This is a genomic window from Paenibacillus mobilis, assembly GCF_058267595.1.
Genome location: NZ_JBZCMS010000001.1, coordinates 619,636 through 640,889, shown reverse-complemented (window position 1 = coordinate 640,889; position 21,254 = coordinate 619,636). Strand labels below are relative to the sequence as shown.

The window sequence follows — 21,254 nt, the reverse complement described above, 5'->3', positions numbered from 1 at the left end:
TCATTCTAAATGGGATGAAAACTTAAAGATTTAGTGAGTTCCGCTGACGTCCAGCGTACGGCCGGCGGCCGGTTTCTTTTCATATTTGGAAGTTTCGATTTTTTCTTGCAGAAGCTCATGGAAACGATCCTCGTTCAGCGGAAGATCCGCCCAATCATCTTCCCATGCGGATAAATGCATGGCATTCGACAAGGTCAGTCCCAATATGCCCTCTTCGCCCGGCGCAATCAGCTTTTCACCGTGCAGAATCGCATTGGTGAAATTCCGCAGAATGCCCAGATGTTGCTCGCCGTGCCCGGCGGGGACCGGAATCTCGCATCTCCAGCATTCCGGCGCGCCAAAACCATTTTTATAGGACGCGTTAAACTCCGGCTCCGAAACACGCAGCCGCCAGAAGACAAGCTTATCGTCTTCCACAACGATTTTCCCCCGGTCTCCTGTCACCTCAAACCGGTTAGTGCCGGGCGCTTCTCCAGTGGTTGTAACGAACAAGCCGGTTGCCCCGTTTTCATACTCCACATAAGCCGTCACGTCGTCTTCTACCTCGATATCGCGGTATTTGCCGAAATGGCAAAAGGCGCGAACCCTCTTAGGCATTAACCCCGTGGTCCACTGCCATAGGTCAAGCTGATGGGGATCCTGGTTGAGCAGCACGCCGCCGCCTTCCCCGGCCCAAGTCGCTCTCCAGCCGCCCGAATCATAGTAGCTCTGCGAACGATACCAGTTGGTGATGATCCAGTTGGTCCGCCGGATTTCCCCCAATTCACCGGAAGAGATCAGCTCTTTAAGTTTTTGATAGAGCGGATTGGTCCGCTGGTTGTACATGATACCGAACACCTGCCCGGAAGCAGCAGCTTTGGCGTTCATTTCTCTGACCGCTTTGGTGTAAACGCCTGCCGGTTTCTCGATGAGCACATGCAGTCCGGCTTCGAAGGCCTTAATCGCAAGCGTAGGGTGATCGTAGTGCGGAGTAGAAATGATCACCGCGTCGATCTTCCCGGATTTGATCATGGCTTCGGGTTGATTAAATTTCTGTACCGTCTGCGGCAGACGATCTTCTGCCCAAGCCAGAGCGTTCGGCGAGATATCGCATACCGCAGCCAGCTCCGCTCCTTCAACCTGATCCAGCAGCTGGACAGCATGAGACCTGCCCATATTGCCAATTCCGATAATTCCGAATCGAACCTTCTTCATTCTTTTGGAGAACCTCCTTGTGATCTTATTCTTATGGATAGAGAATATAACGCTTTCATTGGAAGTTGAATGGTTGAAACTAAGACAGATTTGCACAATACTAAGGTGTTCCTGCCAAATTTTTAGATTATAATGTAAGGGATGAATGAATCAGGAGGTTTTCTTGTTATGTCCGAAACATTATTATCCTTCACCGAAAGTTTGATGGAAAACCTGGCGGTATCCGTTTCATTGGTTCATTCGAGATCCCATTTTGGAGGTTGGAACCGAACGGATGAGATCCCGTCCTTTTGCAGGCTGTATTATATCGCCGATGGAGAAGGAAACGTCGTGCTGAACGGAGAAAGTTATTCTCCGCGCCCCGGACAACTGATGATTATGCCTGCCGGTTCCGTACAAACGACGCGGACTTCCCGCGAAAGGCCCTACGCCCGCCATTTCTGCCATTTCGATGCTCAAATCGGGGAATGGCCGCTGTTTCCTCCGGACGGAAAGCTGGTTATCGTGGACGCCGAAGACCCTGAGGAAACCCGCAAGCTTTTTATGGAGATGGAACTACATTTCAGCCAAGGCGGCTATCTGGCTCCGCTGCGCATAAAATCGGCATTTCTCCATTTGCTGGCCTATTGCCTGGAGAAATCGGGATATTCGGAAGAGCTGAACCGTATCCTGCTTCAGGAAGAACGGATCAAGCTCGGCAGCGTGCTCCATTATATCGATGAACATTTGGATCAGGTTATGGAAATCGATACGCTTGCGGAAGTCATCCATCTTCATCCGAACTATTTCATCCCTTATTTCAAAAAACTGATGGGCGTAACGCCCATGCAATATGTGCAGCAAAAACGAATGGATAAAGCGAAACGCCTGCTTTCTTTCTCGGACCTGTCCATATCGGACACGGCGGAACGGCTGGGCATGGATCTCCCCCATTTCTCCCGCACTTTCAAAAAAGCGACCGGAGTCAGCCCAAGCGCCTTCCGCAGAGGAACCAAATAACCGTCGTTCTCCTTTCGATATGGGAACGCGTGAAGGAGCCTTTTTGAAAGATGACCGCGCCTGCTGACTCCAAAAATAAAAAAAGCCGTGCAATTGACACGGCTTTCCGTGATTCTTCTAAAACCCTTTATTCGACAGCAGCAGCTTCAAAGGTTTTGACTACCTCATACATGCCCGGTTCAAATTTGGCAAAGGTTAATGCTTCCTGGAGATAAGGAAGGGGCCTAGGGTCATTGCGCATGGCTTCATAGTCTTCCTTGCTTCTCCATCTAGCGTACATGGTTACTTTTGTTTCGTCCAAACTTTGATGGAGACTGGAGGAAATAAACCCGGGAGCGAACCGAACGGAGACGTCCGTCGCTTGGGTAAGCAGCTCTATTAGGCGTTCCCGATTTTCCGGATCGACGGTAAAAACGTTAATTAAAACAACAGTCTGATGATCCTGCGATTGCGATATTTGAGTCATTGGATGAGCTCCTTTGATTGTAAGTTTAAGGTTTTGGCCTGAGTCCATAATAGCACTGTTTAAAAACACAGTAAACAAATTATGTAGTTTTTGTCTATTTCACGTTAAAACGAAGTATAAAAAGACCGCCGGACAATTACCGGCAGTCTTTCCTGTCTTTTACGTAGTAGGCTTCTCCTCATATTCGCCGGACAATTCCTTCAGCGATTTGATTTTACCATGGGGATGCTGATCCTGCTTGCGTGACTTCCAGGCCGCTTCTTTTCTTCTCTTCTGGTCAGCCATGACAGATGCCCTCCTCCGGAAATAGAGATGTTTACTACTTCCTTATGTTGTCATTTCGGGGCGCTGTTCATTCCTTGACCTTAACTCCATTTAAGTTATAGCCCTAACTTATAACTCCAAGTCCGCTGCGCGCGCATTCGCTTCTACCTGCTCCGGACTTTTGCAGCCCGGGATGACACAGCTGACCGCAGGATTCTTCAGACACCAGGCCAATGCCCACTCCGCCATGCCTACCCCTTCAGGTACTTCGTTTTGTCTGATTTGCTCGACCAGCCGGAGCTTCTCATCGATTTCTTGCCGGTCGCGGCCTTTCCGTACGTTGTCTTCGAAAACGGCCCCTGGCTTGTATTTGCCGCTCAGAAAACCGCTGGCCAGCGGAACTCTGGCCAGCACGCCGAGATCCTGCTCTTCGCACGAAGGAAATACCCGCTCCTCCGGCTTGCGGTCCAACCGGTTATAAACGACTTGAATTGCTTTAGCGTTCAGCTCAGTGGCTTGGCTGGTCTGATGCAAATTGTCGTTGCTGCCGATCGAAATACCGAGGTTGCGGATCTTCCCGGCCTGCACCTGCTTGTCCAGCATCGTCCATAACGCATCGTTATCAAATACCTCATCCGGGCCGGAATGAAATTGATACAGGTCAATATAGTCCGTTTTCAAGGCTTTAAGGGATTCTTCCAGCTGAACACGGATTTGATCGACGTTCCAGGCATGCTCCCAGTGGTCATGCCACTGATGGCCGAATTTGGAGGCAATGATCCAGTCCTCCCGCCGGCCCCGTGATAGGTAATCGCCGATAAAACTTTCCGAGAGATGGTGAGGGCCATAGCACTCTGCCGTATCGATCAGGTTAATGCCCAATTCTTTTGCTCGGTTCAAAATGTCGTCAACTTCTTTCTGGGTATAATCTTTCCCCCAGTCACCGCCAAATTGCCAGGTTCCTACGCCTACAACAGATACGTTTAGTTCGGTTTTGCCAAGTCTTCTGTATTTCATTCCATTCACCTCTCGCTTAATATTTCGCCTTACCATTCGCTAACGCTTTCATGATAGGCCAAACAACCGGATTTTTCAAATTTGGATTAGCCGCGGAAATAGGTAAAATCCCCCTGTTTCAAGCAAGCTTAAATCCGGGTAATTAATCTGGTTAATAGATGGTTGAAACGCCCTAATAATAAAGTAGTGCACGGCTAAATATATGGAGATCAATGGAGGTAAACGATGCATCGCGTAAACTTGAACCAAATCACCTTCAATCAACAAGTGTTTGATCATGCTTCTTTCGGAATTGGCCTTATTTCACCCGAAGGCCTCATTTTGACCGTAAATCCTGCCATGGAGAAAATGTTCGGTTATACCAAAGAAGAGTTTGACGGGAAGCCGATCGGCAGCTTCGCCCACCCGGATGAAGCACAAACCGACATTGCCGGTTTAAGGGAATTGATGAGCGGGAACGATGAAGTCCAGATTGAAAGAAGATACATCAAGAAAAATGGCGACATTATGTGGGTACTCCTCTCCGTCAAGCTGTTCTGCGATGAGACGGGCAAGCCGAAATATTACATTTCCCAAATGACGGATATCACCAGACAAAAGGAATCCGAACGGCGGCTCCAGGAGTCTGTCGAACGTTATACATCCCTCAAGAAATATAACCATGATGCCGTGATTTCCTTTGGCCTCGACGGGCGAATCATCAATACCAATAAAGTGGCCGAAAAACTGACCGGATATGACATTGAAACCGAGCTGATCGGCATGGAGCTTTCGAATTTGATCGGGCAAGAAAAGGTAACCAAAATTCTTGAAAAGTCTCTTTACGACAATTCCATCGAACATGAGATTGAAAGAATGTACGCCAAGGACGGCAGCTCGGTCGAAGTCCTGGCCAGCATAGCCCCTATTTTTGTGAGCGGGCAAAACATAGGTTTTTACCTGATCTGCAAAGATATCTCCGAGCAAAAAAAGCTGCTGCTCGCTAAAGAAGCGGCCGAAACCACCAATAAAGCCAAAAGCGAATTTCTCGCCATGATGAGCCATGAAATCCGGACGCCTATGAACGGAGTAATCGGAATGACCGATATTCTGCTTGATATGACGGATTTAACCGAAGAACACAGAAATTGCATCGAGGTTATCCGCCATAGCGGAGAAGCGCTGCTGGGCATCATTAACGACATTTTGGACCTGTCCAAAATCGAAGCCGGACGAACGGAACTTCAGGAAGAAAATTTCGATTTGCGGTTATGCATCAAGGAGTGTTTTTCCGTCATCTCCAGCAAAGCCGAGGAGAAAAACCTGGCGTTGTCCTACACCCTGAATCATGATGTGCCGGATCATATTTATGGGGATTCGGACCGGCTTAAGCAGGTGCTGATTAACCTTCTCGGGAATGCGGTAAAGTTTACGCCGGAAGGCAGCATTTCGATTAGAGTCCAGCTGGAGGAGAGCCGGGACAAGCTGACTTTTACCGTTTCCGACACCGGGATCGGCATCGATCCAAAACGGCTGAACGATATTTTTGAACCCTTCGCTCAAATTGACAGCTTTATGAACCGCAAGCATGAAGGCACTGGCCTGGGGCTTGCCATCAGCCGGAAAGTGGTCCAACTGCTGGGCGGCGAAATCCATGCCGAGAGCGACGGCAAACACGGCTCTTCGTTTGTTTTTTCCATTAAATTCAAGGAAGCTGCAAGCTTGCCGCATGGACAAGATCTGAACTCGCTTCAAAATCATATGATGAAATCGAATATTCTGCTTGCAGAGGACAATCCCATCAATCGGCTGGTTATGAGCAAAATGCTTGAAAAAATGGGTCATACGGTGACTGTAGTGAACAACGGTTCCGAAGCGATCGAATGGGTCCGCCGAGAACATTTTGATCTTATTTTTATGGATCTGCATATGCCTGTTCTGAACGGTCTGGAAGCTGCGCGGATTCTGAAGCAGGAATTTAAAGAAAATTGCCCCCGCATCGTAGCCGTCACGGCTAACGCCTTAAAGGGAGACCGGGAAAAATGCCTGGAGGCCGGAATGGACGACTATATCAGCAAACCCGTCAAACGGGAAGCCGTGATGAAACTGCTGCAGCACTGTGCCGTGATTTGAATTTGATCTGGAATCCTGAAGCCTGAATCAAACGTTTAAGCTCCCCCTACCGCTGGTTAGAGGGAGCTTTTCTTTTTGGAGGAGGATATCGGAGGTTGGCGGCCGGAAGATCAGAATATTTTTAATGTGCTGGCCAGGATATATAAAATAAATAAGTGAACCGGGTAAAAAAGGTAAAATACATATTTGAGCTTCAAGCCGCGTTTTCCGTTATAAAAATAAAGGATGCCCGCGTCAAGAAAAGCCCAAACCTCATTCCAGGCCATAAGGGTAAGGGTTACGGAGCCGCCGATCATGGAAGTTAAACGATGGCTGCGAAGCAGGTACATGACGGCAATCGTCAGCACGCCAAACCCGTTGTAATCAGTCCTCAGAACCGTTGCGAGCAGCATGCCTATCAACAAAACGAACGGATAAACAAAAGCGGAATTGACCCTATGGAGCGGAAAACGGGAGCCCATAACGAGGTAAGCCGCTATCCAGGCTGCCCCAATGACCGCCACCAGGATATTTATTCCCATCGCCGAAAATTGAATATGATTCGCCGGGCCCCAAAAGCGGGATAACAGGTTAAATATCTGCAGCACAGAGGGAACCAGATAAACAATCGTCAGTATCGTGGAAGCGAACAGGCCGACGATAACCCTGAGGGGGAACCGTTTGGAGGTGGTCCACCGGTCTTTGACGGTCTCAAAGCCAAACAGCACTAACAAACCTATTAATAGAGTGAAGAAGACATTTTGTTTGCCTAAATCGACTATCCGCCCGCTGAATGCAAGATCAAACGGAAGTTCGGAAAGGACGGCAAAGCCGGCCAGACGGAGGGCATATTTTCTTTTATTCCGCGTGTGCAGCATTCCCTCCACCAGTAAAAAACAAAAGATCGGAAACGCCAGCCTCCCGAACATCCTCATATAGTGACCAGCCTGAACAAGCACGCCGTTATTGGCGTTAAATTCCGGGTTGGTTATAATGACTGCGGCAATGTGATCCACAAGCATGGAAAAAATGGCTATAAGCTTCAGCGTGCTTCCGCTTAAGCTTAGCAAAGCCCTCTTCTCTAAGGGCTCTATTTGCAGCGCGTTTTCGGTCATATTTTCCCCTCCTCCGGCATGTCGGAATTTGCACTCAGTGGCTCTTCTCCTCGCAGTCCTTTCGTACGGCGTCTAATTTCTGAACTGTGGCATAAAAAAGATGAAGCCGATCATTCAGCCGTTGAACCTCAACCTTAAATCCGAAGCGTTCAAACTCGCTGGCGAGCCGGGATAAAACAGGATACGGTCTAATTTCGCTGTTTTCGCTGTTGTCAGTGTTGATCATCAAGTCAGCCAGGCAGATGCGGCCGCCGGGTTTTAAAACTCTGCGCAATTCCTGAACGGCAAGCGGAATCTGCCGTGAATTCAAATGATGAAAGGCAAAGCTGGATACGGCAAAATCAAAGCTTCCGTCCATGAAAGGCAGCGCAAGGAAATTGCCTAATTTGGCTTCGATTTCCGGGAATTTTTGGCGGAAAATGTTTAGCATTTCCCGGGACTGGTCCACCGCGGACATGACCGCACCGCGGTTTTGCAGTTTTCCGGCCAAATTGCCGGTTCCTGCGCCCACATCCAGCCCTTTTTCCCCTTTGGCCGGTGAGATTCGTTCTGTGGTCAGCTTCAGCGCCCAATCGTAGTCCCGATAATGTTCAGTATCCGTCTGCACTCTTTGGTCATGCAAACGGGCGAGCCGGTCGTATCCCCACTCGTCGCTCCAGCTGTTTCTTTGCTCGCGAAGCTTTCTTGAGCCTTCAGCAAGCCGGTAAAGGACCTCCAGCGGCAACCTTTGATTGTTCGATACGGCTTCTATCATGCCGTCCGTTGTTTCAATGAGCTGCTTGAGCTCGAGCCATTTGGCAAACAGCACGGATCGGTGAAGCTCCAAATAATACTGCAGCTCGGCTGCTTCCCCTTCTTCCGTTTTCTCTAGGACCTCTTTTATATCCGACACGCTCATCCCTGCTTCGCGGAGCGAAATGATCGTTTCCAGCCGCCAAACCTCCTGCTCGCCGAATTCCCGGTAGCCGTTCCCAGCCTGCTTTTGCGGACGGATCAGCCCTTTGTCTTCATAAAATCGAACCGCCCGTGCCGAGATGTTCAGCCTGTCGGCTAACTCCTTGATCCGCACCCTCCATTCCCCTTCCCTTGTCCCGCTTCCTCTTCTTAATAGGTTTAGATTAAACCTTACCCTTACGTCAAAGTAAAGTTTTTTCTGAAAAAGCCGATGGCCGATTGATCGGTATGTCCGGGTATGACCGGTATATCCGATACAACGACACGCCAACACCAAATCTTTCTCTACGCCGGGAACTCATGCGCTTGACCTTCTCCCAACGTTAATGTGTACCCTTTACTCATAGCTTCGCATTTCAAAAAAACGGAGGTTGGAACATGAGTCTATTGATCAAAGGAGCCGTTATTTTAACCATGCGGAAGGAACCGCCGTTTACCGGAGATATTTTGATTCAGGGAGACCGGATTGCCCATCTGGGCCCGCATATCGAGTTTCCGGCGGATGAAGTCATTCAGGGAGAAGGCTTCGCTGTGATGCCGGGTCTGGTTAACGCCCACCAGCACTCGCCGATGAGCCTGCTGCGCGGTTTTTGCGACGATCTTCCGCTGATGGATTGGCTGGAGCAAAAAATGCTGCCCGCCGAAGCCAGCATGACGCCGGAAGATATTTATTGGGGAGCGAAACTCGCCCTGGCGGAGATGATTAAATCCGGCACCACGGCGTTTGCCGATATGTACATTCACATGAACGAAATTGCGGCCGCCGTTCGGGAGACCGGCATGCGGGCTTCCCTGGCGCGCGGCCTCGTTTTTCTGGAGGACGACAAAGGATCGCGGCTTGAGGAAGCGATGGATTTGGTCGAGCGCTGGTCCGGCGGCGCGGAAGGAAGAATTACGACGATGCTTGCTCCGCATTCGCCTTATACCTGCCCGCCCGGACCGCTTAAAGAAGTGATCCGTCTGGCCGAGAAAGGACGGATTCCGCTGCATATCCATTTGGCGGAAACCAAGGAAGAGGTGATGCGAATCCGGGAAAAATACGGACAGACGCCAACCGAATATCTATATGAGCTTGGCCTGTTCGAGCGCTTGCATGTGCTTCTGGCTCACGGCGTGCATTTGACCCGCCGCGATATCGGCCGCATAAAAGGCATGCGCGGAGGAGTGGCTCACAACCCGGTCAGCAATTTAAAGCTGGGCTGCGGAATAGCGCCCGTTACAGAGATGACCCGGCAGGGCATTACCGTCGGGCTGGGCACCGACGGAGCCGGCAGCGCCGCCAGCCTGGACATGTTTGAGCAGATCAAGGCTGCGGCCTGGCTGCAAAAGCTGGACTATGGCGATCCGGCGCAGATGCCGGCCGCCGCCGCGCTGCGGGCGGCTACCCGCGAAAGCGCCAGGCTGCTCGGCCTGGAGCGGGAGATCGGGACGCTTGAGGCAGGCAAAAAGGCCGATCTGATTATGATCGATCTACGGAAACCGCATCTGCAGCCTGTCCATAACATCGAAGCATTGCTTGCCTACAGCGCCGGCGGCGCGGACGTCGACACCACCATAGTAAACGGCCGGATCCTGATGCGCGGCCGCCGGCTGCTTACGATCGACGAAGAGGAGCTCTTCCGTGAAGCCGGTATAAGGGCGAAAAGGCTAGTAACAGGCGTTTGATCTCGCCTCGTATGGGGCAAGTCAAACGGAGTTTTTTTCCGGATAGGGCTGGGTGGATCGGATCGCGATTGCCGTTGCCTTGCAGTTCTCCGCTATAACAACAGCCCGCCAGGTTTGCGGTTAAACAGCTTGTCCAGACCATCCAGCTGCCATTCGAGCGCTATGGAGCCGTCAAGCATCCACGGCCGGTCCAAGAAATAAACGTTGCCGCGACGAACGGCGTCCAGCCTGCTCCAATCCGGACTTTGAACCACCCGTAGATAGGTTTCCTTCGCTCCCTCCATTTCCCCATAGGTAATGAAAATTCGGTCCGCTTCATATTCCGTATAAGAATCCGCGGGGACAAATAGCCGGGAAGAACGTTCGGCCATCAGCTTTCTTAAACGGGAAGGGACCTCGAAACCAAGCACATCATACAGGACGGGCAGTTCTTCGGGACGGTGCAAATAAAGGCGGTTGTTGACCGCATGAAACACGATGGCCGTCTCCCCTCCCTTCCCTTTCCTCCATTTTTTTTGCGCTTGTTCGGCTTTGAAGGCGTAGCGGTCGAGCCAGGCCGCTTCTTCTTTTTTTCGGTCCAGCAAATAAGCCAGCTCCTTCAAATTGGCAAACATATTTCCCTTCAGCTCCATCGCTATCGTCGGCGCTATATTTCGCAGCTCGCGGACAAAATCGGGATCTGTATAAGCGTTTACTAGAATTAGATCCGGACGCAAACTGGCAAGCCGTTCCAATCCTTCCGCCGTAGGCGTTATCCCTTCAATTACCGCAGCGCTGTTTTGATCCAGCGAATCAAGCAGCGGTTTCTCGGCGGCCATTGGACCCGCTGTTAGCGTCAAAAGGTCCCCCAGATGGGAAAAGGCGGCGATTTTAAATTTGGAGCGGCCGCTGCGAATGTACTGCCCGGGAGAGCTGCCTACCACTTTTTTAAAGCGGCGGCTAAAGTAATACTCATCCTGAAAACCCACGCTTCCGGCAATATCCGCCAGTTTTCCGGAAGTTTGCAGCATAAGCTCCCGAGCCCGGTTGATCCGCAGCTCCGTAATGAAATCGACCGGATTTTGCCCGGTCAGCTTCTTGAAAAGCTGCCTGTACTGCCAGGTACCGATTCCGGCACGCGAGGCAAGCCCGGTGATCGACACCTGTGTTTTGCAATCCTGACGCAGTTCTTCAATGGTGCGCTGCACCGCCATTAGCGTATTCTCCCTGTTCTCTGCTGTTTCAGCGTCTATAAGCGGTTTGATTTTAAGCTCTTCACCGATAAGCGTTTCCAGCGGCAGCGAGTTTAGCTTTTTCAAAATTCTTCTGGCCAAAGGTTTCCTTAGCGGCATAACCGCCGCAGCTGGCGGCATTTTTATAGAAGGTAATGTATAAACCCCTAACTCCAGTTCCTCCTTGGCAAAAATCCGTATTTGCTTTTTGGAAGCCAGCAGCAGGCATTCGCCTTGCCGTATTTCGTATGGCCCCTTTCCTGCGCTCTCAATCTCAACCCAAAGGCTTCCTCCTTTTGCAGCTGTTAGAAGCAAGGCGTTGTCCGGATCGCCCACCAGCTGTTCTTGTCCGGCCGAAATCCTGGTCGAAATTTTATAAGCAGGCTCCGCCTGCCCGTTTATCGCCAGCAGTTCACGCAGCAAAGGTTTCATTAACTTTTCTAAATGCATCGGAACACCTCGACTACCAATTGAGAATAATTATCATTTAAAACCATTATAAAGGATGCCGGAAAATAAAAGAAGTCCTCCCAACATTTCCGTTGAAAGGACTTCCGAAATTACGGGGCGATTTGCTGCGCCGCTTCGTCAAGCTGCGCCATATAGGATAGGGCGTCCCCGAGCCCCCACTGGTTGGTTACCGTATAAGTTTTGCCGTTTTTGACCGCTTTGAGCGATTTCCAGATCGGGCTGTTTTGGAGATCGGCAAAGGTTTGCTTCGTCAGCTCCGTGTCGTCGTCCATTTCCACAAACAAATGATCCGCGTCAAATTCCGTAATGCCTTCCAGCGTCACCGGCTCAAATCCGAAATTTTCATCTTTCTGCAGCATGGGCTTCAGCTTTTCGGGAGGAAGAAATCCAAGCTGGCGGTATAAAGTAAATCCTCCGTTGCGAATGCCGGAGACCCCTATATCCTTCCCGGATACAATCAGCAAAAGGGCGGTTTCTCCTTCCTTTGCCTTGGAGCTTATCCGTTTCTTCGTCTCCTGGACCTTGGCCTGATATTGATCCAGCCACTCTTTGGCCGCCTGCTCTTTGCCCAGCAGTTTCGCCAATTGGTTTAAATGGTCAAACGGGTCCGTGCTCCAAAAAGGAATCGATACCGTCGGGGCAATCTTCGACAGCTGCTCCGTTTCGCTCGCATCCCCGGTATCGTCCGTAATGATCAGATCAGGAGCGGCAGACAGCAGCTTTTCGGTGCTGACCGGGCGGTCTCCCACGCTGTCTACTCCCTCAAGCTCCTTCTTGAAGGTAGTTAAATTATAATCGGTCGTTTCGGCAGGTTTAACGCCTAAAGCCAGGAGATCGCCAACGTAGTTGATTGCGGCAATGCGGGAAGGGGCGATTGGAATGACAATCTGCTTGCCGCCAGCGTCCGTATAAGTCCGGGTCGATTCCGCGGCTGAAGCATTCCCCGCACCGTTATCAGATGCTGCGGACTCCGTGGCTGAAGCAGTCTGTGCTGCATTGCCCGAAGCTGCCGGCTGCCCATTGGCGGCAGAAGTATTGCCGTTATTTCCGCACGCTGTAATCAGCGAAATTCCAGCCAACAAAATCACGGCTGCCCATAGGTTTCGTTTTTTCATAAGAAGCTGTCCTCCGATATTGATAATCGTTATCAATTAGATTTTTCATCATTGTAGTATAAGAGGCACCGAAAAAAAATGGACAAATGTGAGATGTCTTAAAGGAAAAGACAAGCGACGCTGGTCTGCAAAATTCTTCGCATACGCATAAAAAATAGGCTAACCAGAGGTTCCGGCTAACCTGATTCTATAGCTTGGGCAGTTATTTGCACGATTTCAAGAATAATCGGCGTTCCGGCCCCTATCAGCGAGTTACCCGGAAACAGCGTAAGAACAGCGGGTGACAATTCAAAAAGCCTTCCTTCTTGAATGACGCCATTAATAAACAGATCGGAGTAGCTTTCGCTGCCAACCGCCGCAAATTCAGCCGGCGTATTCCCCTCGTCATCCGTAAATTCACTGGCAGAGATCGAGATGACCTCTTCTTCCAAATCGTCCGGCGGAAAATAAAAATAACGAAATGCGTTCGGCGTTACCAGGATTGCGCCCCCCGGAGGGCCTGGTGGCCCTGGCGGCCCCGTCGGACCGGCATCGCCTTGGGATCCTTGGGGCCCGGCTAACCCTGTTGCACCCTGAGGGCCTGACGGACCAGCAACCCCTGCCGGTCCCTGCGCTCCTGCCGGCCCTAACGGTCCAGCGGCCCCCGGAGGGCCTGGTGGCCCAATCGGCCCTGCTGCACCCCGCGGTCCTTGCGGGCCTATCGGGCCTGCTGCGCCCTGCGCTCCCGGCAGGCCGACTGGCCCTGCGGGCCCTTGCGATCCCGCTCGCCCGCTCTCCCCCGGATCGCCCGGCTGCCCAGACTGTCCCGCAATCCCTTCCGGGCCAGGCGGCCCGGCTTGCCCCTGCGGTCCTTGCGGGCCGGACCGCCCCGCTTCCCCGGGATCTCCGCGTTGCCCCGCTGCTCCTTGAGGCCCCGCTTCGCCTTGTGATCCCGGCGGTCCTTCCGGTCCTCCCGTTCCGGGGCAGCCGCCAATGCCAAAACCCGGAGGCCGGACCGGTCCCCTTGGCCCTGCCTCTCCCCCCGATCCCTGGTGTTTCCGGGGGCCTGCCCGTCCTGGATGCTCAGGCTGCCCGATTTCCCCGGGCCTGCCGGGCGGACAGCAGCCGGTATCCGGATGCAGGCACATGATCTCCCGGCGGTATTGCTGAAGCAAAAGCTCCATTCTCCGCAAACGTTGTTTGCATCGTTCGATCTCACTATGGGAATTTCGATGATGGGGGCGCTTTGATCCCGATGTCGACTTCCTCTTTTTCCGGCTTGATGTACGCTCTTTCCTTTTTTGTCCGGCAGCGCAATTCAGTTTCGCCAACAGCTACTCCTCCCCTACGGAATTCTGTGCAGCCACGTTATTCGCCCGTATTATCCTATGTGCGTTCGTGGAGAGACGAAATGGATAAATATCCCACGCGCTCATAAATATATTTTCTTAGGGTATAATGCCGTTCCTGTTGGGAGGTTTCTATCATTATTATGTTATGTATCGAGCCTTTCGATAACGTTTAATTCAGGAGGTGAATATCATGCCAGTTGTAAAACCTGTCTTTACCGCTACAGCTTCCGTGCCGGTTGCCACGGGCGGGGTTATTACGACCACGGTTACGCCGGCTATCACCCGATATTTTTCCGCTGTAACCGCTGATATGATCGGAGAAACGGATACGACCATGCTGGCCGGGAGTTTTGTCGACGATGCGGATGCGGCCATCACCGCATTTCCTGCCTTGACCGGCAGCGATTATTTTAACGTATATATCAACGGCGTGCTCCAACAGCAGTCGCTTTCCACCTTGACGACAGCGAGTCTGGTTTTAGCCGCGATCGATGTCGGTGAAGGTGTTCCGGTGCAAGTGGAGATCAATAGCTTTGGCAACGTCGCCTCTACAATCGCAACGCAGCCTACGATCTCCGCTCCTACCATCACCATCATTACTTAAAAATAATGCCCGCTTCCTATTAAATTGAAACGAAAGCAGTTCCTATACAGAGGGGCCGATTCGTTTCATCCGGGATGAAGCGCCCTATCTCCTGCCGGTTAAAGCGGCAGGAGTCTCTTTTCGTGCACCGATTCCCCCGGCCGCTTGGCTTCTGGAAGATTCCCGCGACATAACGGTTCGAAGACAACCTGATCCGATGCGACTGCGTGTCCTTGCCGCTTATATGTTTTTTGTGCAGCGGGCATGCAATCGAAAAACATGGTAAACTTGAATTTGCCATGACTGAAGGGCTGCTGGCCCGAAATGGCTGGCATAAGGAAATTTTTCAAAAATAGACGCGGGGGTTGCGAAATAGATGATAAAGAAACGGCCAATTTTATATGGGCTTTTAGTTGCGGTCAGTCTTTTTTTTATTTTGTATGCGCTGGCGAAAAATTACGTGGTGGATCCGGGCGCGATCGGATTTTTGAGCCATAAAACCAGTCTGAAAAAAGGATCCCTTGGCTTTAACCTGCCAGTTTGGCTGAACGTGATGTACGTTCACGTTGCTTTTGCCTGTATCGCCATGGCGTCAGGACTTCTCAATTTTTCCGATCGAATCTTTAGAAAGAGCAGAAAGTTCCATCGCATGAACGGCTACGTTTATCTCGTGTCCGTGTTTGTTGTAGTATTGACCTCCGGATATCTGGCTCCTTATGCGACGGGTGGGAAAATTAGCAGCATAGGGTTCAATGCCTTGAACCTCATATGGCCGTTTATAACCGTGATGGCGATTGTACATATCAGAAAGAAACAAATCAACCGTCACCGGAACTGGATGATCCGAAGTTATGCCTTTTGTTTTACCAATCTGTCCATTCATCTTTCGGCTTCCCTCGTTCAGACCGTTTTTGATCTTGACTACGTTACCGGTTATATGATCGGTATTTACAGCTCGATCGTTCTGCTGCTGATCCTTCCGGAAGTCATCATCCGCACGCTTTACCCACCCGGCAAAAAAACGTCAATCTCTTAAAGAAAACGGAGTTTTTTTCCTCACCTTCTTTATTTATGTCGTGAAACATCAATCTCATTAACTATAAGGATAAGCTAAAAAAATAGCTGGCCTGCTCCTGTTTTTCTTCAAAAAAAACCGCGAATATCGCGGTTTCTTAGCTATAGCTATACAGTTTCATTTGAGTTCAGAGCTGCGGTTTAATTCACCCATTGAACGACGTCTTCTTGGCTTCTTCTTGTTATCGGACGCGGATCCTGCGCCCGATAACCGAATGCGGCCATGACGCTTACGCCGTAGGTGCCGTCTTCGAGCAAGCCCTCTTCCTCAAGCAGCTTGTTCAGCTCGGTTTGGACAAAACCCTCAATTGGACAGGAATCGATGCCGAGCAGCGCCGCAGTGGTCATCATGTTGCCGAGCGCGATGTAAGTTTGCTTGGAAGCCCAATCAAACAAGGCACGTTCGCTTTCGAAAAGGTTTTGGTCTACCTTCTGAAACGTGGAATACCGTTCCATCATTTGGTGAACAGCTTCTTCCGGAATGCCTTTTATCTGGGTCATCTGGTTCCAGAAATATTCGGTGTCGTAGCGGCCGTTCTTGCGGGCCAAAATCACGACAAAGTGGCTGGCTGTCGGAAGCTGCCCTTGTGCTCCCCTGGATACGCTTTTAATACGGTCGCGAAGCTCAGCGTTTTGCACAACCAAAAACTTCCATGGCTCCAGGCCAATCGAACTTGGCGATAATCTTCCGGCCTCCAGAATCGTCTGGAAGTCCTCTTCCGCTATTTTACGGTCAGGATCAAAGGATTTTGTAGCGTGTCTAAATCGAAAAGCCTCCAAAATTTGCTGGCGTGTAGTCTCCTTGCTGCTCATTGTTTTCCTCCCTGCCTGATTGATCGTCTATAAAAATACACGGGTGTTTATTATAAGTAAGCTTCTATTCTAAGATCAATAGCTAGCTTTTATACACTTGATAATCTTATTCTCCCGCCGTAAGATTGTCAATTTCAGCTAAGGAGCCTCCTGGCAAAACCGGATCCGTTTGCCGGTTCATCCCTCCACCCTAAGCTGCTCCATTCAAAGAGGACAAGCCTGATGCTTATCCTCTGCTGCGGATGTCCATTCAATAAAATACTAGGATTAGGTTCGGCGTCTTTCTAGCAAACATAGCCCTACTCCCAATTATAAGGAGCTCGACAGGAAAGATACAGCCCCGGCTTGCCTGTAGCATTTTCATTCCGCAAGCGGACGTTATGCTTGTTATCGAAATAAATAGGCTCTAAGCATTTCCAAATTGGCAAGCTCGCGAATCTTCAGCCTTCTCATAGACAAGTTGATCTTCTTTTCCCAGCCGTGCCGGTCATTCAGTATCCGATTAGCAAGCGGCAGCAAACTCGCTGAATTTTCTTGGGTGCTATTCACACACAGCTCGGATAACCCAAGCTCCTTGTAGAAAGCGGATACCTCGGGATCCTTGGACAAACCGATAGCTGGAGTACCTGCAGACAGGGCCAGTAGGGAGGCATGCAGTTTCATCGCAATCACAACATCCATTTGACCCAGCCGTTCTTTCAGGTTCAGAGGTGTCAGTTCCATATCACTCATGATTTCGACCGTTCCAACAGGCCATTTGGCTGTAAACTTTTTGGCCGGCTCTTCCTCTCGCCCGCTGATATTAAGGGGAAATAGGGTAATCCGCGCACCTCGCTCCATAATCAACTGCTGAACAGCATCTAATAAAAGGTTTTCGTCCTCATCTGTTTGGTCGTGCTTGTCAGGGGTCTTTTCCGGCAATTGGATTCCGATCCGGGGAATCTCGCTGTCCCCCAGTTGGAGGGACCGTCTCCCCTGGCCCCTGGATTCAAAGCCGAAATCGGTGCTGGCTCCAGTCTCCTCTTCGCCCAGCCGGACTGCGGGATCCGCCGCCAGCTTGACCCGGGCTACGCCAAGCTCCTGCAGCAGCTCAAGCGATCCGTGATCCCGGACGGTAATCGCATCCGCCAAACCACAAATCCATCCGGTGGCCAGGCGCGCCTCCTCCGTCCGGAAAGGTCCTATCCCTATTCCATACAAAATCACGGGTTTTCCCAGCGTTTTGGCCATAAAAACCGGACCGCCGCAATAAGAAATGGCTTCCCTGCCTGCAGCGCACCGGGGTCCGTTCCGGAACAGCTGAAGGGCCGAAAAACCGGAATCATCCTGGAACAATCCGCCTCCGCCAACGATCACCAGATCGCTTTGACTGATCGCATAATGGAGCTGTTTGATGTCAAAACCGCTTATGCTGCGGACTTTTATCCGGCCGAAATAGGGCTTTAGCTTTAGATTGCGCAAGCTGACGGTGAGGACAGCATGGGGAAGTATCCTGCAGATCCGGTCGACAAGAGTCTGTAAAATGGCGTCATCGCCGGTATTTCCGGCCCCGTAATTTCCATGGAGCAAAATCTTCATGCCGCTGTTCACCCTCCCCCGGAATGTCCATAAACTTAATAATATCCCTTTCCTTATGAAAATTGTGCCAATGACCATTTCTTAGGGATTGGACAAATGTCCCTAACCGCTTTTGTACCTATACCGTAAGATGCTAAGACTAAACTTATGGAGGTGCCCGAGAAATGGCAAGCATAAAGAAACGGCGAAACATCAGCTCCCCGGAGGAGCGCTGTGACGAACCCGCAGTCTGTCATCCTTTGAAAAAAAAGAAAAAAAACAAACGTTCTTCGTCCAGAAAAGCTGTCAGACGTCCTGTCCGGACAACAGCATCCGCTCCTCAAATCGTTGTTCCCGCCCAGCCTGCTCCTGTGGTCAATGTGCCGGCTTCCGAAGTGAGCATCACTTCCCCGCCGCCAATCTCCTCTTTCCAAAACTATATCCAGTCCCTTGCCAATATTATGGAACCGTTTCTGGACAATCCGCTTGGAATAGAAGTTATTACTTCGCAGGGAGTGACTCAGCAGGCCCTAAGCGATCGTTCTGGAATCCTGCGCGCCATTTATCCCGGAGGGGTTATCGTTCTGGAATCCGCCGAGGGGGAAGAACTGCACTTCTTTTTAGGCCAGCTGATCGGTTTCCGTTTTCCAGGTGTCGTTCCCGTCGCTTAATTTCTGCCGGATGAAGATTCATTTTTATTCAATTTGGGATTGGAGGCTAAAAAATGTCTGATATTGTGTTGCTTCGTTCCGAACACCATTATTTGCGGAAAACGATGACCGTTGCTATCGTCAACACAGCCGGCAACGTTCCTGAAATTCCCTTGAATTCTTCCCTCGCCGCGGTCCTGCGGATGCTTCTCGACAGCGGATTTTCGCTTGCTTCCAGCAGTGCGGATGCCTCCGGAGCCTTTTATACGCTTGTGCGCGGCGGCTCGGCTGCGCCTGGAACCATTGAATTTTTTACCGAGCGCATCGGCGAGACGTTAACCATCGACACCATTGCCGGCTCCTCATCAGGCACGCTGATTTTTGTCGGAAGTGATGTGCTCCAGCTGCAGGAGCCTTCCGGTAATATCGTACTTATCCCGCTCGCCAGCTTGGTTTCGGTATCGTGACAAGGCTCATTACAGGATGGAGGAGGATCATAAGCTATGAACTTTGAGCAATTGTTAAGCGGATACGTCGGAAGGAATGTCGAGGTCTTTCTGGATAATAACTTTTATACGGGCGTGCTGGTATCCGTCGGCAGCGGATTGTTTACCATTCAGACATCGGATTCCACCTATCTTACTCCTGAAACCCAAGTGACCATAAATACACCACAGGTAGGTTTCGTAAGAATCCTGGCGGATTGAGCATCCAATTTTGCCGCGCCGGCTGGAAGACAGTGAAGTCCCTTTAGACCTATTCTCATTCAATTCAAGTTATGCGAAAGCGCACATCCGGGTATTCAAAAGGTTAAGGTAAGGGGGTTGTTAGGTGGTATTTGTCACCGAAATAAAACCCTGAACCAGAATGGATGGAGCCGGTTCAGGGTTTATTTTGCCGGTTAGTTCACGGATTTGCAGTGACTGGAGAGTTAAGCTTAACTCCGGTTATTTTCGTGGAGTCAGCAGCTTGCTGGCTAGCAGGCTCTCCATGGTATCATGGACCATCTGCCGGAGATCGGTGTATTGATACCGGTAAACAGCCGGATATTGGGTTTGATAAACCTGTGTGGTTCCGATTCGCGAATAAATCGTATCTACGTCCTGATTAACAAACCGCAGCATCCACAGCACGAATTTGGGTATTTTTCTAGGTGACGGCTTAAAGCCCAAGTGTCCGAAATCCTCGCGGATCATGCCGGGAACCTCGGTAAGTCTTCCTTTTGTGCTGAAGCTTAAGTGCCGGTGGCCGTTTGTGCCAGGATTCTTCATAACGGCAATATGCATGCGGGCGCAGTCCCGTACGTCTACGTAATGCGAGAGCATGTCGAATACGAACGGCGTTTTTCCTTCGGCCATGTCTTTAATGCTGCCGCTGCTGTAACGTGCCCATGGGATCAGGCTGGGCCCCAGAATTTGCCCCGGACAGACGGTCGCCAAGGCGACGCCGCGCGGATTTTTGGTTGGGTCACCGGCCATATCCCAAGCGAGCCGTTCCGCCAGCGTTTTGCTTTTCATGTAGTCCTCTTTAACAACCTCGGTATTTGTCCAGTCCTCTTCGCTGAAATGAACTTTACTGGCAGGATGGCCGTAGGCTACGGCCGCCTCCGAGCTGGTGACCACCACTTTTTGCACGCTGTCCGTTTGAAAGGCTGCTTTCAACAAATATTCGGTTCCCCGGGTCGCACCGCCTACCCGGTCCTGTTCGGCTTTTACCGCCTGCGGGCTTGCGACGTGGAATACCCATTTGACGCCCTTTAGCGCTTCTTCCCATCCGGCTTCCTTGCGCAGATCCGCTTCGACGAATTCAATCCCGGGCAAGAGCTGTTTCATTTTATTCAGCTGTTCCTTGTTGCTTAAGCTTCTAACAGTGCCTCTGACCTGGAAACCTTCTTCCAGTAAATATTTTCCGACCCATGATGCCAGATAACCGCTGATTCCCGTAACTAAGCAAAGATCCCCTTTTTCCATGTTCATCGTATTCATTGTCCATTCCTCCATTAAATTATAGTTTTTGATTTCATTCAGATTCATAAATAACGGTTGATTTCCCGATAAAAGCTTCGCTTTCCAGCTGCCGGATCATGAAGTCGGCCACATTGGCCCGGGATACCTTGGCTAACAGCGGTATATTTTGAATGTCAAGCCGGTACCTGCCCTCCGTCCCCATTTCGTCAGTAAGCCTTGGGGGCTGCACAATCGTCCAGTCGAGCCGGCTTTGCCGGATCAGGTTATCCTGTGCTTCTTTGTCTTTGAACTCCTGATAAAATAACAAGGAGGATAATCCGGCAAACACCCGGTTCCTCAAACGCATCTGTTTGCGGCTTTCCCGGCTGGTCCCCAGTCCCGTAACGGCAAGGATTCGAGGGGTTCCGTTTTGCCGCATAGCGGATAAGATGAGCCGCGTTCCTTCGGCACAGACATCAGGTGGAGTTCTGAAGCCTGCCCCGATCGAACACAAAACCGCTTCCCGGCCTTGCATCGCTTGTTCCACGTCTGCCGGGTTCAGGACATCGCCTGCCTGCACTTCCAAGCGCGGGTGCGTAAACGGAATTCGGCCCGGATTTCTGACAAAAGCCCTAACCTGGTGGCCTTCCCTTAACGCTTTGTGCATCAATTGTTGGCCTGTAGGACCGCTCGCCCCAAAAATAACCAGTTTCATTTACTACACGCTCCAATAATAAG

Annotated in this window: 22 protein-coding genes; 8 read left to right on the top strand and 14 right to left on the bottom strand. The window is 50.9% G+C overall.

Annotated features, from left to right (window positions below):
- Positions 1 to 30: 30 nt before the first annotated feature.
- Entirely contained in the window at positions 31 to 1,194 is a 1,164-nt protein-coding gene (locus AC3ZPD_RS02995; protein WP_490982771.1) for a Gfo/Idh/MocA family protein, read from the bottom strand.
- Between the two features lie 168 nt (positions 1,195 to 1,362).
- Between AC3ZPD_RS02995 and AC3ZPD_RS02990 the strand changes: the two genes are divergently transcribed.
- Complete coding sequence (locus AC3ZPD_RS02990) at positions 1,363 to 2,193, top strand: helix-turn-helix domain-containing protein (protein ID WP_490982770.1); 831 nt, start codon at positions 1,363 to 1,365, stop codon at positions 2,191 to 2,193.
- 127 nt (positions 2,194 to 2,320) lie between these two features.
- On the opposite strand, the gene AC3ZPD_RS02985 is transcribed toward AC3ZPD_RS02990, so the two are convergent.
- The 3 genes from AC3ZPD_RS02985 to AC3ZPD_RS02975 form a co-directional block, all read right to left on the bottom strand.
- Complete coding sequence (locus AC3ZPD_RS02985; protein ID WP_490982769.1) at positions 2,321 to 2,659, bottom strand: antibiotic biosynthesis monooxygenase family protein; 339 nt, start codon at positions 2,657 to 2,659, stop codon at positions 2,321 to 2,323.
- Between the two features lie 159 nt (positions 2,660 to 2,818).
- Positions 2,819 to 2,944: a DUF6254 family protein gene (locus AC3ZPD_RS02980; RefSeq protein ID WP_490982768.1), complete on the bottom strand. Its 126-nt coding sequence runs from the start codon at positions 2,942 to 2,944 to the stop codon at positions 2,819 to 2,821.
- A 108-nt stretch (positions 2,945 to 3,052) separates the two neighbouring features.
- Positions 3,053 to 3,940 (bottom strand): aldo/keto reductase, encoded by an 888-nt coding sequence (locus AC3ZPD_RS02975; RefSeq protein ID WP_490982767.1) that lies wholly within the window; start codon positions 3,938 to 3,940, stop codon positions 3,053 to 3,055.
- A 225-nt stretch (positions 3,941 to 4,165) separates the two neighbouring features.
- Between AC3ZPD_RS02975 and AC3ZPD_RS02970 the strand changes: the two genes are divergently transcribed.
- Positions 4,166 to 6,052: a PAS domain S-box protein gene (locus AC3ZPD_RS02970; protein WP_490982766.1), complete on the top strand. Its 1,887-nt coding sequence runs from the start codon at positions 4,166 to 4,168 to the stop codon at positions 6,050 to 6,052.
- A gap of 110 nt (positions 6,053 to 6,162) precedes the next feature.
- Here AC3ZPD_RS02970 and AC3ZPD_RS02965 read toward each other — a convergent pair whose 3' ends face one another.
- Together AC3ZPD_RS02965 and AC3ZPD_RS02960 are read right to left on the bottom strand one after the other, a co-directional pair.
- Positions 6,163 to 7,146 (bottom strand): TraX family protein, encoded by a 984-nt coding sequence (locus AC3ZPD_RS02965; protein ID WP_490982765.1) that lies wholly within the window; start codon positions 7,144 to 7,146, stop codon positions 6,163 to 6,165.
- A gap of 34 nt (positions 7,147 to 7,180) precedes the next feature.
- Complete coding sequence (locus tag AC3ZPD_RS02960) at positions 7,181 to 8,215, bottom strand: MerR family transcriptional regulator (RefSeq protein WP_490982764.1); 1,035 nt, start codon at positions 8,213 to 8,215, stop codon at positions 7,181 to 7,183.
- A gap of 263 nt (positions 8,216 to 8,478) precedes the next feature.
- Here AC3ZPD_RS02960 and AC3ZPD_RS02955 point away from each other — a divergent pair, with 263 nt between their 5' ends.
- On the top strand, positions 8,479 to 9,765 hold the full coding sequence (locus AC3ZPD_RS02955) for an amidohydrolase (protein WP_490982763.1): 1,287 nt from the start codon (positions 8,479 to 8,481) through the stop codon (positions 9,763 to 9,765).
- Between the two features lie 92 nt (positions 9,766 to 9,857).
- On the opposite strand, the gene AC3ZPD_RS02950 is transcribed toward AC3ZPD_RS02955, so the two are convergent.
- The 4 genes from AC3ZPD_RS02950 to AC3ZPD_RS02935 all read right to left on the bottom strand — a co-directional run bounded on the left by AC3ZPD_RS02950 (position 9,858) and on the right by AC3ZPD_RS02935 (position 13,760).
- On the bottom strand, positions 9,858 to 11,426 hold the full coding sequence (locus AC3ZPD_RS02950; RefSeq protein ID WP_490982762.1) for an AraC family transcriptional regulator: 1,569 nt from the start codon (positions 11,424 to 11,426) through the stop codon (positions 9,858 to 9,860).
- 110 nt (positions 11,427 to 11,536) lie between these two features.
- Positions 11,537 to 12,562, bottom strand: a complete 1,026-nt coding sequence (locus AC3ZPD_RS02945) for an ABC transporter substrate-binding protein (protein WP_490982761.1) — start codon at positions 12,560 to 12,562, stop codon at positions 11,537 to 11,539.
- A gap of 176 nt (positions 12,563 to 12,738) precedes the next feature.
- Positions 12,739 to 12,993, bottom strand: a complete 255-nt coding sequence (locus AC3ZPD_RS02940) for a DUF4183 domain-containing protein (RefSeq protein ID WP_490982760.1) — start codon at positions 12,991 to 12,993, stop codon at positions 12,739 to 12,741.
- 266 nt (positions 12,994 to 13,259) lie between these two features.
- Positions 13,260 to 13,760 (bottom strand): hypothetical protein, encoded by a 501-nt coding sequence (locus tag AC3ZPD_RS02935; RefSeq protein ID WP_490982759.1) that lies wholly within the window; start codon positions 13,758 to 13,760, stop codon positions 13,260 to 13,262.
- A 323-nt stretch (positions 13,761 to 14,083) separates the two neighbouring features.
- On the opposite strand from AC3ZPD_RS02935, the gene AC3ZPD_RS02930 reads away from it, so the two are divergent.
- Both AC3ZPD_RS02930 and AC3ZPD_RS02925 read left to right on the top strand, forming a co-directional pair.
- On the top strand, positions 14,084 to 14,497 hold the full coding sequence (locus AC3ZPD_RS02930) for a DUF4183 domain-containing protein (protein WP_490982758.1): 414 nt from the start codon (positions 14,084 to 14,086) through the stop codon (positions 14,495 to 14,497).
- Between the two features lie 358 nt (positions 14,498 to 14,855).
- Entirely contained in the window at positions 14,856 to 15,512 is a 657-nt protein-coding gene (locus AC3ZPD_RS02925; RefSeq protein WP_490982829.1) for a DUF2306 domain-containing protein, read from the top strand.
- A gap of 179 nt (positions 15,513 to 15,691) precedes the next feature.
- On the opposite strand, the gene AC3ZPD_RS02920 is transcribed toward AC3ZPD_RS02925, so the two are convergent.
- Together AC3ZPD_RS02920 and AC3ZPD_RS02915 are read right to left on the bottom strand one after the other, a co-directional pair.
- Positions 15,692 to 16,363, bottom strand: a complete 672-nt coding sequence (locus tag AC3ZPD_RS02920) for an NAD(P)H-dependent oxidoreductase (RefSeq protein ID WP_490982757.1) — start codon at positions 16,361 to 16,363, stop codon at positions 15,692 to 15,694.
- 387 nt (positions 16,364 to 16,750) lie between these two features.
- Positions 16,751 to 17,941 (bottom strand): polysaccharide pyruvyl transferase family protein, encoded by a 1,191-nt coding sequence (locus tag AC3ZPD_RS02915; protein WP_490982756.1) that lies wholly within the window; start codon positions 17,939 to 17,941, stop codon positions 16,751 to 16,753.
- Positions 17,942 to 18,105: 164 nt separating this feature from the next.
- Between AC3ZPD_RS02915 and AC3ZPD_RS02910 the strand changes: the two genes are divergently transcribed.
- The 3 genes from AC3ZPD_RS02910 to AC3ZPD_RS02900 are packed head-to-tail and all read left to right on the top strand — an operon-like array spanning position 18,106 to position 19,277.
- Entirely contained in the window at positions 18,106 to 18,591 is a 486-nt protein-coding gene (locus AC3ZPD_RS02910; RefSeq protein ID WP_490982755.1) for a hypothetical protein, read from the top strand.
- Positions 18,592 to 18,644: 53 nt separating this feature from the next.
- Entirely contained in the window at positions 18,645 to 19,037 is a 393-nt protein-coding gene (locus AC3ZPD_RS02905) for a hypothetical protein (RefSeq protein WP_490982754.1), read from the top strand.
- Positions 19,038 to 19,073: 36 nt separating this feature from the next.
- Positions 19,074 to 19,277, top strand: a complete 204-nt coding sequence (locus tag AC3ZPD_RS02900) for a hypothetical protein (RefSeq protein ID WP_490982753.1) — start codon at positions 19,074 to 19,076, stop codon at positions 19,275 to 19,277.
- Between the two features lie 240 nt (positions 19,278 to 19,517).
- Here the strand turns inward: AC3ZPD_RS02900 and AC3ZPD_RS02895 are convergent, their stop codons facing one another.
- The gene (locus tag AC3ZPD_RS02895) at positions 19,518 to 20,555 is read right to left on the bottom strand and encodes an NAD-dependent epimerase/dehydratase family protein (RefSeq protein ID WP_490982752.1); all 1,038 of its coding nucleotides are present in this window, start codon (positions 20,553 to 20,555) and stop codon (positions 19,518 to 19,520) included.
- A gap of 34 nt (positions 20,556 to 20,589) precedes the next feature.
- Positions 20,590 to 21,231, bottom strand: coding sequence for an NAD(P)-dependent oxidoreductase (locus tag AC3ZPD_RS02890; protein WP_490982751.1), 642 nt, complete (start codon positions 21,229 to 21,231; stop codon positions 20,590 to 20,592).
- Positions 21,232 to 21,254: the final 23 nt, after the last annotated feature.